14 protein-coding genes are annotated in these 10,968 nt (G+C 52.6%); 3 read left to right on the top strand and 11 right to left on the bottom strand.

The features are described from left to right. The 7 genes from ABF979_RS14260 to ABF979_RS14230 form a co-directional block, all read right to left on the bottom strand. Positions 1-379, bottom strand: a 379-nt coding sequence (locus ABF979_RS14260; protein WP_415560498.1) for a helix-turn-helix domain-containing protein, incomplete at its 3' end; no start/stop codon positions are given. A gap of 396 nt (positions 380-775) precedes the next feature. Further along, positions 776-1,099: a hypothetical protein gene (locus ABF979_RS14255; RefSeq protein ID WP_415560497.1), complete on the bottom strand. Its 324-nt coding sequence runs from the start codon at positions 1,097-1,099 to the stop codon at positions 776-778. A 12-nt stretch (positions 1,100-1,111) separates the two neighbouring features. Further along, the gene (gene mobF, locus ABF979_RS14250; RefSeq protein ID WP_415560496.1) at positions 1,112-4,282 is read right to left on the bottom strand and encodes a MobF family relaxase; all 3,171 of its coding nucleotides are present in this window, start codon (positions 4,280-4,282) and stop codon (positions 1,112-1,114) included. Further along, positions 4,279-4,533: a hypothetical protein gene (locus ABF979_RS14245; RefSeq protein ID WP_415560495.1), complete on the bottom strand. Its 255-nt coding sequence runs from the start codon at positions 4,531-4,533 to the stop codon at positions 4,279-4,281. Before ABF979_RS14245 ends, mobF begins: the two co-directional genes overlap by 4 nt. Positions 4,534-4,903: 370 nt before the next feature. Continuing rightward, positions 4,904-5,161, bottom strand: coding sequence for a hypothetical protein (locus ABF979_RS14240; protein ID WP_415560494.1), 258 nt, complete (start codon positions 5,159-5,161; stop codon positions 4,904-4,906). A gap of 146 nt (positions 5,162-5,307) precedes the next feature. Then, positions 5,308-5,691, bottom strand: a complete 384-nt coding sequence (locus ABF979_RS14235) for a type II toxin-antitoxin system PemK/MazF family toxin (protein ID WP_415560493.1) — start codon at positions 5,689-5,691, stop codon at positions 5,308-5,310. Next, positions 5,681-5,923 carry a hypothetical protein gene (locus ABF979_RS14230; protein WP_415560492.1) on the bottom strand — a complete coding sequence of 81 codons (243 nt, stop codon included), beginning with the start codon at positions 5,921-5,923 and terminating at the stop codon, positions 5,681-5,683. The genes ABF979_RS14235 and ABF979_RS14230 overlap by 11 nt, the downstream gene beginning before the upstream one ends. 411 nt (positions 5,924-6,334) lie before the next feature. On the opposite strand from ABF979_RS14230, the gene ABF979_RS14225 reads away from it, so the two are divergent. The 3 genes from ABF979_RS14225 to ABF979_RS14215 all read left to right on the top strand — a co-directional run bounded on the left by ABF979_RS14225 (position 6,335) and on the right by ABF979_RS14215 (position 8,823). Further along, a complete protein-coding gene (locus ABF979_RS14225) occupies positions 6,335-7,210 on the top strand; it encodes a hypothetical protein (protein WP_415560491.1) in 876 nt (291 codons plus the stop codon). Positions 7,211-7,278: 68 nt separating this feature from the next. Beyond that, positions 7,279-8,076: a hypothetical protein gene (locus tag ABF979_RS14220; RefSeq protein WP_253518871.1), complete on the top strand. Its 798-nt coding sequence runs from the start codon at positions 7,279-7,281 to the stop codon at positions 8,074-8,076. A gap of 108 nt (positions 8,077-8,184) precedes the next feature. Then, positions 8,185-8,823, top strand: coding sequence for a hypothetical protein (locus ABF979_RS14215; protein ID WP_275177838.1), 639 nt, complete (start codon positions 8,185-8,187; stop codon positions 8,821-8,823). 305 nt (positions 8,824-9,128) lie between these two features. Here the strand turns inward: ABF979_RS14215 and ABF979_RS14210 are convergent, their stop codons facing one another. From ABF979_RS14210 to ABF979_RS14195, 4 genes are all read right to left on the bottom strand, one after another. Then, complete coding sequence (locus ABF979_RS14210) at positions 9,129-9,254, bottom strand: hypothetical protein (RefSeq protein WP_257125315.1); 126 nt, start codon at positions 9,252-9,254, stop codon at positions 9,129-9,131. 349 nt (positions 9,255-9,603) lie between these two features. Then, positions 9,604-9,729, bottom strand: a complete 126-nt coding sequence (locus ABF979_RS14205) for a hypothetical protein (RefSeq protein WP_257125316.1) — start codon at positions 9,727-9,729, stop codon at positions 9,604-9,606. Then, a complete protein-coding gene (locus ABF979_RS14200) occupies positions 9,726-9,980 on the bottom strand; it encodes a hypothetical protein (protein WP_415560490.1) in 255 nt (84 codons plus the stop codon). Before ABF979_RS14200 ends, ABF979_RS14205 begins: the two co-directional genes overlap by 4 nt. 59 nt (positions 9,981-10,039) lie before the next feature. Next, complete coding sequence (locus tag ABF979_RS14195) at positions 10,040-10,717, bottom strand: hypothetical protein (protein ID WP_415560489.1); 678 nt, start codon at positions 10,715-10,717, stop codon at positions 10,040-10,042. Positions 10,718-10,968 lie beyond the last annotated feature (251 nt).

Genomic DNA, 10,968 nt, shown 5'->3' with positions numbered 1-10,968 from the left:
TCCCGACCAGTCCCTGCTTGGCCATCCTGTCCAGGTTTTCCTTCATCGGGTTCCCAACCAGTCCCAGCTTGGCCATCCTGTCCATAGCTTGCGGCACCTCACCAAACCGGTCGCGATGCGCCAGAATTTCGTTATACTGAGGAGAGAGCTCTTTGCTTTCTACGGCTTCAGGCTGTCCAACAAAAATCTTGATTCCGAGCATAGCCAAGGCACGCAGCACGCGACCAATTTCGGCCGTCTCGTTGCCTTGTTCGATGTCGGAAACCCACTTCCTAGAGCAGCCTAGCTTTTTGGCCAGAACGGTCTGGTTCATTCCCTGCGCCAGCCGTTTCTCTCTAATCTGGCTTCCGATGTCCGCTGCGTTGAATATGCCCTGCATAGGTCAAGCTCCGATCCTACAAGCTTTCATAGGTGATGAAACTTATAGGTTGCAAGATAACTATGTAACTCATAGGGGTCAATATAGAGATGGTACCCATAGGTTACAAGGCATTGATGTAACCCATAAGGGTCGATGTGGAGGTAGAGGGTTCGTGGACCTGATTTTCACTCTCCGTTTTGAACAGAGAGAAGGCTTCATGCTCTGGATTGCCGCGCGGCTGGGTGCCTCAGCACACACTTCCATCCAGAAATGGATCGAAACAACGAACGTAGTCTGGTGAAAGTAGGCTGATGATGTCCGCTGTCTCGTCTGAACAGGTGAACAGCGGACCTTCCGCTTCCCCCCCATTGCTGACTAACGGTTATTCTCACGTGTTAGACAATTTTTATTTTATTAGCCCTTCCAACCTCGCTTCCCTCGCCATGCCTCATTGATCAAAGCTGTCAGAACCCCGTGATCTGTTCTGGAATAGATCAGATCAGGATGCTTTGTAAGAAAGTAATAAACTGACTGCATGTCCGCGTGTCCCAAGTTCGGCCGGTCATCAATAAACTGCCTCAATCCATCAAGGGCATCCTGGTTAATATCTTCAACACGTCGCCGAAAAGCACGATACTCCTCACTACTCTGGCAGTTTTCAGCCTCACGCTCCATCGACATTAATGGGGCAAGTGTTGCAATCAACTGCTCCATTTCCATCACATCATCTTCCATCACGGCCTTCTCCTGTCACAAGTCCGGTTCGGCGTTACGGCTTCTGCCTCTATCTCGCGCCTGCTCCTGTTGCCGTGCATGCTTTTCCTTCTGATCACGCTTCAGACCATCAACTGATTTCTTGATAGATTCAGCCATATTCTGGGTCTGGTAAGCCTGTCGACGGAGTTTTCGGCTCACATCATCCCATTGTTCAGGCGTTATCGCGCGTAATCCCCGGCTCGCCTGTCGTGCACGTTGCTTCTCCCCAGGAAACTTTCCTTCCTCCCTTGCCTTCTCATTGACATGGGCCTGTGTAATCCAGCGACGTAGGTCATCCTGATACTTTAGTTCAACGCCTTCCAGATCAATTGCCAGAGCCTTGTATGGGTGCTTCCCCATGTCACCAGCAATACGGTTCAGAATATCCTCAATCGTGACGGGCGTCTTATCTCCCAATGCTCGAGAAAAGGTTTCTGCCTCTGTGACCGGAGCCTCAGCTATCTTCGTCCAGCAGGTCAGAACGTGACGACTCTCGGCCACATAAGCCGTGAACCCCGTAACTGCTGCTGTCCCTCGGGGCATGGCGTTAATATGTTCATCTGCAGTAATCCCCTGAGCAGCGTCGATGGTCATGGCATGACCAAAACCCAGCTTGATCCGCCCGGTTTCACGGTCAGCCAGCCGCTCCCATGGCACAAAACCCTCAACCCCTTTTCCATTCTTCAGAACAATACCTTTATCGGTCCATCCCTGCACATCGACAAAATCACCATTGTTGCCCAACTGGCGCCAACGGTTGCGGTCATTCGTACGTACGAGACAGTTTGTCCGTGAAAAAAGACGTACCCTGTCGCCAACAGAAAGAGGCAAATCATATTCCTCCCCTCTCTGGTCTATAGCCGCCCTAACGATCTCTTCTTTACCAATCTCGCCCCGTATGCGGAGCCTTTCACGCACGGCAATACTCAGTGCCATCACATCTTCATTGGTAGGAGCCGACATTGTAATCCCACGCTTCGACCCGGCCGCCGTCAGCATGTCACGGCGCTTGAGGTAGAAGTCCGCGATCTTTTCCACGACCTGAGTATGATCCCCACCAACCAGACTGAACGTGCCATCTTTACGCTTCATGTCGATGGCCTGCCGGGCACGCTGGGTGTCCTGCTCTTTCTGCTTCGCTTCGGAGAGCGTCAGGTCTCGTCCTGGGCTTCGGAACAGACCAGCAATCTCACGACCCCGTGGCGTTTTCTGTCGAACGGTGCTGAGCAGGGCTGGCTGTGCTTCTTTGGGGAGCACACGCATGAGCAGCTCTACAGCATCACCGGCCTCAATCGCCTGTGCCTGTTCCCTGTCCGCCAGAATACGCAAGGTGAATCCGGCTTCCTGTTGATAACGCAGGATCTGTAACATCTGACCTGGTGCAATCTGGCTCGCCTCATCAAGAACCAGAACACTATCCTGGTCGAGGCTAAGGCTTCCATCCTCAATTTTCTTCAGAAGAGGGGCAAGAGCATAACGCTCTTCAATACCAGCATCCGACAGGGCGTCCGCCTGACGCCATGCCAGCGCTGCCCCGACCATCCGCCGGCCATCCTGCTTCCATGCATCCACCAACGGTTGGAGCAGGGTGGTTTTCCCTGCCCCAGCAACACCCGTCAGAAAGGCAAGCTGGCCAGCCTCCCCCATTGCATAGATGGCAGCGAGCTGCGCCTTGCCATGATCCGGCTCGCGCTCAAAATCCAATCCCGAACGCGCAATGGCCGCCGCAATCTGCTCGCTCGACAACACCCCTGTTTGTGTTCTGGACGCGAGGCCAGCCAGATCAGCCATTTCTTCTTCAAGGGCCAGTTGAGCCGTTGTCGCAATCTGCACAAGACGATCGCGTTCCTTCTCAACGAAGAGAACCATCTCGCCGTTCACAAGGATGCCCCGCTCCTCGATCATTTCCGCTACACGGTCGATGTCCGAACTGGATGCAATCCCTGCCGCAATCAATCCATGGGCTGCATGAACCCGGAACATGTTCTTATCCAGAACAGCCGCAGTACGAAATTCATCAGCGAGCAGCCTGGCCGCAACCTCATACGCTTTATCAAACCGTTCCTGCTGGGCAAGCTCCTGAGGCTTATCATCGGTAAGAACGGTCTTATGCTCCCAGCCCATTTCCCTGGCCTGTTCCCGCCAGATCTCCCGGTCATTAGTGCCATCATATTTTTTGGAACGGTAAGCCAGATTGGCCTGATGCAAAACCTTGAACTTCTGATCGGCCGTCATGGTGTTCCAGTTACCACCCTGGCGCTTAACAAAGGCCTTGGCCTGCTGTTCTGCCTGCCTCGACCGTTTAGAAAAAGCCTCACAGGCCTCTTTGGGGATCGCTTCAATGACGACTGCTTTTCCACGTGCATCTGGGACAACCTGCACACCAAGCTTACGCAACTCCTGCGCCAGTTCAGCCTGGAAATAAGCCCCATAAAGATGGGCCGTAACATTCGTCAGGCGCGCACTGTCCAATGACCCAATGTGTCCGCTCTCGGTGGCCACAGCGTTAAGCATGACGTTATGGATGTGCGCCTGCGGATCACCGGGAACCGGTATTTCCACCGATGCAGTCGCACCCGCCTCTCCATCCTGAATATGCAGCGCTGGACGGGCGGTATAATGACGGAAGGAAATCCATGCCACCTCACCTTCCTCTTCAAACGCCTTTTCACCAGAACCTCTTCTGGCAAGGCCTATCTCTGATCCTATAAGGCGTAGAGCCCGGTCATTGGCAAGATGAATGGCCTGCCAGATCAAAGCCTGTTCAGCCCTGGTCTCAGCGAACTCGGCAGCCAGCGTCACAGATTTGTCGGGCGATGCTGTAAAATCAAACCCTGATATTTCTCGTTTCCGGCCAGTATTGTCCCATGCCTCTCCATTATCCGCTCGTTTAGCTTCGAACAGCCGCGCCAACCCCTCATCAGTAGGCGGTTTGGTTGTGTCGATCCCTAATGCATCAGCAATGTGTCCCCCGATGTGAGGGGCCCAAGCTCCTTTTCCTTCCCTGCCTGTGTAATATGAGTTTAGCCGCTCCCCACTTTCCGTATTTTTCTCCAGATCTCGATCGGTACGAACGTCGTTTTCTGGCTCTAATTGATGCTCCCGCAAATAGGCCACGATAAGCTTTCCGGCCCCATTCGCTGTTAATTTGCGGAAGGTAATCATGCCAGTCCACTCGATCTGGTAACTTTGACCAAGTCATCGACTGACGCCTTAACGCCACTAAGTGTGTCAGAAAGCCCAGAAATAGCACTGGCCATCTGAGCCAATGCCTCCGAAATTTTTGCGCTTTCATCATCATCTTCTGAAGGGCTGACCATCTTTAGGATATCCTTGATATCCTTGCCCATGACATCCCCTTTTGACAGGAGCGCCACCAAAAGGTCCGCTATTTTTTGCTGGCCAGTATCCACCAAGTCCATAACTCCTCTCCAATACGATGGAATGAGTATGGTCGATCCAGTTGTGAATACGGTTTGGTCAGTCCGTCTGAAAGCCGAGAACCTTGCGCGAACGCCGTGCTTCACCCACAAATACATCTCAGATCATAAGATAACGCGATAGTGGTAGCACACCGTAAGCGACAATAGATTGGTCTGTAGAAGTTTGCCTGGCGACAGGCGATGAGAGTGGTAGGATTAAGCACCTGTATCAGACCAGCATGATTCTGCGTGACGAAGATGATGGCCAATAAACGATCCTTGACCTTCCTCCTATCCTTGGTCAGCTTCCCGGTAACATAAGGTAGGAAGACCGAAGAACAAGCCCGGTATCGGGTCCAAAAACTCACTGGTCAGTGATCTCTGCATCCAGATAGGCATAACTATCAGGCGTCTCGGTCGCCGCAATAGCTTCCAAGTCCACTTCGCTCAACTCATTGGGCAGGACAACACGACGGGATCTGGCGAACTGCCTATGGTATTCAGCAGTAGACAGAACCACTGGCCTGCCCTTGCCATTACGGATAATCGTTACGGCCTCTGACTGGGCCTGGTCGGTCATGATTCCATAATTGCGAATAAACTTCGCACTGGACACACGCATTGTCAGATCTCCTTCAGTCTGGCGCCAAGATATGTAATTTTTGAATTAGACAAATCTGACAATCCCGAAACCAGCATAATTTCTTCGACAATTACGCTGATTTCTTAATCCGCTTGTGTGGCCTGCAGGAGCCGCACCAGACGCCGTTAAATATCTGCCCCAATCAGGAATGCGATTTGTTTTCGCATCATCTCCAACTGTTCAGGCCGAACAAAACTTTCGGTCGGCACAACGCGCAATTTGGATGTCGTCGTAACAAGTGCACAAACCGCCCAGCAGACTTTAGAGCACCCGTTCTCAGGTGATGGGTCGAGCCTGACACTCAGGTCAGGAATAACCAATCCCTCATCATCTGTCAGTGGGACAAGAATGACATTCGGCCACTCGGCTGGGAATAGGTCATCTTCCACGACAACGGCTGGACGACGTTTGTTTGGCTCCTTCGGAAGAGCATCCCCACGCCAATCAGCCAGAACGATCTGACCTGGACGAAAGATCATCGTGCTGGCTATTGGCCGATCAGAAGCCATTGCTATGGGCACCCCCAGTCTCTTCGAAAAGGGCCTGCCTCTCGGGCGTTTCTGCCGCATAGTGAGCGACCCGAGCACTGTCCTGATGAATGCGTTGACGCTTTGCCGCCCTGGCTCCGGCGCTAAGGATGTCTCTCACCAGATTGCTCAGCGGGATACCTTGAAAACTTGCTTCCTGCTCCAGATCTCGCCGCAATCTGTCGTCAAGACGAATGGATAACGGTCCAGCCATCTTTTCCTCCCTACGTTATGCACAGACACTAACGTATTACGGTTTTGCATTACAAACAAAAACACACAATTCAGATGCCTTCGCTCGTTCATCGCCGCAAGTTTTCCCGAGCGGGTTGCAGCATCAAGATGCCCCAATGTCGTGACAACGACATCCCCTCATGGCGCTAGCGCGAAGCGCAAACCGAAAGGTTTGCATTTGTATATGGAAAACGCTTTCTTACTGTCCCGCTTTTGTCACGTTATTTCGACAGAAGCGGGATGGTATTGTCTCGGGAAAAAGAATCTGATAGGCACGAAATGCGCAGCAGAGAGGCGTCAGATGGTCTCTGCCAATATTTTCGGTTTTTTGATGTCTGACGCCCGCGCCTGGTTTCTGGTGCTATGAGGGGGGTTCAAAATGAGTGGATGCATGGCACCCGATATCAACAGCATGTTGTCATTAGTGGGCGGTGGAGTAGGACACTCGCCATTGTTTAGTTTTCTCCGGCTTCACCATGACAGCATTGTTGCCAAAGCTGCTGGAGACCGGATGAACTGGGAAAAACTATGTCAGTGGTTTGCTCAGGCGGGGTTAACCAATGTTCATGGCGAAATCCCCACTAAAGATTGCGCGAGAAAGACATGGTACCGCGTGAGGAAGACCATCTCGGCAGCCACCAAGAAGTTGGCGGCCGTTGATAACAGCAAGCGTGTTGCTCTCGAGGCGCAGCGGGTTGAGGCTTTAGAGAACAAAAAGGCTCTGGAAAGTGACCGCGAAGCTTTGAAGATCGCTATGCTCAAAGCTGACGAAGGTGTCCAAGAACGCCGCCTTGCAGCAAGCCGTGAGCGTAGCCAATCCGTCCTTTTCCCTGACATGGCGGCACCGCAAACCGCGCCACATTCTGACACACACAATACGCCAAATATGTCTGCTCCCCCCTCAGTAACCATCGGTCAGGTTGCTACGCACTTCACGATGAAAAAACAGGCGCCCCGGTATGGGGACGACCGGAACACGCCATTACCTGCCCCCTACGTTGGACCACGTCCTGAAGGAATGCCCGCAAACCTCCCACTGGAAGCCTTAATGCCTCTATCGGCAACCGGGCGCAGACCGGACGGGAATATTGATTTTGAGCAAATGCCGGGCCTGCCTCGGAGATCATTTTATGAAACTGATCGAGAATGGGCGCTTGATTGCATGCCCATGCTCGAAGCAATCCCACATGCGTCCAGAACGAACGTGATCAAAGCGATGATTTCATGGATGCAGATGAAACTAGGTAACGGTTACAGGTCCAAATAACCGTATTCACAACCACCCCGCGTATCCTTGTTCCATTGCGCTTTGCAATGGAACAAGGATTAACTGAGATGACTAGAAAAACAGACCAGTCACCTGTGGCTGACGCGGTTCCAGCCAATCCGCACATATCAGCGATCAAAGCAGGTCGAGGCAACCTTGGCGGTTCCACGATACTTGGCCCGCTCAGCGAACGGGCAATTTATGCGGGACGCTCGGTTCTTCTGGCTGACGGGGATGTGCGCAATCGTGGCCTTTCCCAATATTCGACAATTTTTGACAAATACGGCTTTCCCCGTCCTGCCAGCGAAGAAAGTGGGGAACTGAAACGCTGGTACACTGACGCCTTTAGTGCTGCGATTGAAAAAAAGGCGTCTCTGATTGTTGACGTTGGTGGTGGGGATCGTACGCTCGAAGAATGGGCCAATGAGGACAATCTTGTCCAAGCAGCTGATGCCATGGGTCTTCCCGTGACAGGCATATTTATGTGCGGCCCCCAACCGGGCGACATTGAATATCTCTTGAGCCTCTGGGAAAGCCAGATGTTCAAACCGCGCAGGGGTATCATTGTCTTGAACGAGTGGGCTGTCCCAGTTGGACATAAACCCGATAATGTATTTGCCCCGCTTTATACTGACAGCCGTTTACTCGATGTCGACGGTATGGATGTCGCATTCCTGCGCATCCCAAAACTTACCTGCATGCGTGATGTCCAACTGTCTGGCTTGTCGTTTCATGATGCTGCGGAAGGTAAGAACGGCATAACTGGTAAGCCTCTAGACCCCATGCGGCGGTGGCAAGTTCAAAACTGGCTTGAGGTCATCGAGCAGAACATTGCTACTGCCAATATTACGACGTGGCTTCCTTAATTTATAAGGAACTGCCGAAATATTGAACCTCCTTTGTTCTATCCATTTTGAACCAGATTTCGCTGCATGGACATAAAGTCCCTATGCAGCGGCTGGCCGGGAATAATAATGTCACCTGACCATGACAATTCCGAGATACACGCTCTATTAGAAGCGGGTAAATCGCTAGAACGCGCAGCTCAGTTGGAAGGGATTGATGCGCATACTCCGCTTGGCCAATGGATCATCTCTGTGCGTGCCGCGATGGATGCCCACGCAAGGCTGGTCCAATCGTCTTCAGCTCGCATGGAATCTTTTGAAGCTCAGCTCAAACAGATTATTGAGATATCTAGGAAAGACACTGAGCGCCTGTGTGAGTTACTCGATAAAGGCTGCCAGAACATCCAAGCCCTGCAAAACACTGGGGAAGCCCGCCTGAAAGAGCAGGAGCTGTCACTCAAACAGGATCAACAGGCGCTATTCAGTCATTTCATGCTGTCATTGGAGAAGGGGCTGAAGGATCAGGTTTTTGAGCGTATCCGCGAGCGCCTGCCGACGCAGGAATACACGTTTTACCGCGAAGCCCGCTGGCATGGATATGTCCGGCTTGTCCTTATGGCATGTGGTCTGATTTTTTTGGGAGCACTCGGCCCCCTCATAGCGACATGGGACCAGAACAGTCGGGGCCGTTACTGCCTTGCACACACGTATCATGATTCCAAAACTGGTCAGATATGGTGTGACCTGAACGATGTGTCTTCTCCCTGAGGATGTGATGTTCAGCCCGTTCCGGTCTGTCCAGTCCAGAGCGACCTGAGCCTGACGGAGTGGCCTGCGTCCAGGGCGGGGCTATTGCCCTGCTCTGGAGGCGGGCCACTCCGTCCTGGCGAGGGTTGCGCCGCCGCGTAGCGGAGCCGAAGGCTGACTGGACAGGCCGGAACGTGCGATACGCTTATGGTTAAGCGGACAAGATACACATAAGGCGGCCGAGGCCGCCTTATTCCGTTTATTGGGGACGGGCGAGTGCAGGTTCAACCTGCACACATTAAAAATGCTCATTAAAACCGTTATGACTACTCAAGGCGCTTTCTAATAGCCGCAAGACGATTGGCAATCGGCCCCAGCGCAAGAGCAAATGCCGCACTAAGGAATACAAAAGGAAGCGCGAGATAAAGGATACCCGTTAAAAAACCATCCATTTTTCAGTCCTCCCTGCCTATAATAGCCAGCGCAACAGATTGTGCCAGAGGCGCAACTGCCTTGAGCCTATCCTCTATGTGCTTTCTCATTTGTGATGATGGTCTGTCCAAAACTGCACGGAGTGCTGGGGCTATCTCCCCGGCTTGGTTTGTTAAATACCCAGCGCGTCCAGCATGGCGGCGGTTGCCTTCTCGTTGGCAGGCTGCTTGCTGCCTATGGGGATAGCCCGCGGGGACAACGATACGGCCCATTTTTTCCGGCCAGAAAGAAACAGAATGAGAAATGAAGACCAAAACGCATTGCGGCGGGCGTAGCCCGCCGCGCGATTTCCTGATGGTAGTCTACCAACTACCCTTTGTGTTCAGGAGACTGCCGGGCTGGCAACAGCCACCTTGCAATCCACCCGCTCGCGGCAAAGGTAACAGCAAACACACCGAGCACCATGACTGTGTTGGTTAGGAAGGCGTTTGTCATTGCTTGTCCTCCTTTGAGGTTTCCTTTGCAGGAATATAACTCAAAAACTCGAAAGCTGCACGTTCCAAAATTGCGGCAACCATAACGGCGGGCAGCTTGTGCCATGACCACCCACCTGCCGCGAAGAATGGAGAAATAAGCGACAGGCCCACCAACGTAAGCGCAAGATTCTGGCAAGCGGACGCCGCCAATTTGAGCCGCTCTGTCAGTTGTATCTCATTCTGTGGGGGTTTTTCCGGGATACCCAGCATTTCTAAAACTGCTCCGGTAATTGAGGTTGGCCGGGCCTTTTGGCCCGGCTGGTTGTTGTTCAGATGCCCAGTGCATCGTCCATCAAAGCGCTCGCTTTTGCATCAATGGGCTGTTTGTTACGTGTGTTCTGGTATGCTGCCCATTCGGCCCCCATAAGTTCCCGATAAGCAAGGCAGGCCCCTTCTGCGATGCACACCAGAGAATAGGCTTTCACAGCGTTTTCAGCCGCAATACGGCGGGCAAAGTCCACGCGGTTCGGACCACCATCGACGCCCATGCGGTCTTGATCCCGATATTCATTGGCCCACTGGTCTTTTGCGTCCTTAGCGACCAGACGGCGGGTTTCATAGAAATTTGCGGCCCCGATAGCGGAGCGGACAAGAGCGTCAACAGTGCGGTCAAGGTGCATCTTGAGGGCTGTCAGATTGTCGTCGCCACGAATCTGATTAACCAACACGGGATAAAGAATATTGAACTGGTCACGCACGATAGTGTCACCCACTCCGAGCAGTTCGTTGGTGTCGGCAGATTCCAAGCCAAACATGGAAACAATCTGGCCAATCTGCACTTCCTTGGGGGCAAGGTCTTTTGCGGCCTGAAGTGTGGGAACCTCCATAGCAGCTTTACGTGCCTGCGCTTCCTGAAAGCGGCGGACCTGTTCGGGGGAAGCCTTACCGGCTGCATCACCCTTGCGGGGAGCGGATTTCTGAGCGATTGTGTTTTTACCGTCGGACATGAAAATAGCCTTTCTGTTCTACGCAGTCCCGGTCTGGTGTTCGAGCACTGACCGGGGCGCTTTGTTGTTTGGGCCTATTCCCTCTCAACAAGTAAAGAATAGTACAGGCCGAAAATAAACGCAAGCAATAAAACCGAAAAAGTGGCCAATAACCGCCTTTTTTATTTTCATTTTTCCAAAGAATAATGGTTGCTTGGTAAGTAAATATCGACTGTTTTACTAGACCATATCCTGCCGGGGTTCGGGGCGGC

The organism is Gluconobacter sp. (assembly GCF_047723935.1).
GTDB lineage: Bacteria > Pseudomonadota > Alphaproteobacteria > Acetobacterales > Acetobacteraceae > Gluconobacter.
This window is presented reverse-complemented; position numbering and strand designations above follow the sequence as displayed.

What these genes read in the sequence shown, in the direction of transcription:
- ABF979_RS14220 (WP_253518871.1), top strand. Translation starts at nt 7,279, where the DNA reads ATGACTAGAAAAACAGACCAGTCACCTGTGGCTGACGCGGTTCCAGCC.
- ABF979_RS14200 (WP_415560490.1), bottom strand. Translation starts at nt 9,980, where the DNA reads ATGCTGGGTATCCCGGAAAAACCCCCACAGAATGAGATACAACTGACA.
- ABF979_RS14210 (WP_257125315.1), bottom strand. Translation starts at nt 9,254, where the DNA reads ATGGATGGTTTTTTAACGGGTATCCTTTATCTCGCGCTTCCTTTTGTA.
- mobF (WP_415560496.1), bottom strand. Translation starts at nt 4,282, where the DNA reads ATGATTACCTTCCGCAAATTAACAGCGAATGGGGCCGGAAAGCTTATC.
- ABF979_RS14235 (WP_415560493.1), bottom strand. Translation starts at nt 5,691, where the DNA reads ATGGCTTCTGATCGGCCAATAGCCAGCACGATGATCTTTCGTCCAGGT.
- ABF979_RS14205 (WP_257125316.1), bottom strand. Translation starts at nt 9,729, where the DNA reads ATGACAAACGCCTTCCTAACCAACACAGTCATGGTGCTCGGTGTGTTT.
- ABF979_RS14240 (WP_415560494.1), bottom strand. Translation starts at nt 5,161, where the DNA reads ATGCGTGTGTCCAGTGCGAAGTTTATTCGCAATTATGGAATCATGACC.
- ABF979_RS14215 (WP_275177838.1), top strand. Translation starts at nt 8,185, where the DNA reads ATGTCACCTGACCATGACAATTCCGAGATACACGCTCTATTAGAAGCG.
- ABF979_RS14195 (WP_415560489.1), bottom strand. Translation starts at nt 10,717, where the DNA reads ATGTCCGACGGTAAAAACACAATCGCTCAGAAATCCGCTCCCCGCAAG.
- ABF979_RS14225 (WP_415560491.1), top strand. Translation starts at nt 6,335, where the DNA reads ATGGCACCCGATATCAACAGCATGTTGTCATTAGTGGGCGGTGGAGTA.
- ABF979_RS14230 (WP_415560492.1), bottom strand. Translation starts at nt 5,923, where the DNA reads ATGGCTGGACCGTTATCCATTCGTCTTGACGACAGATTGCGGCGAGAT.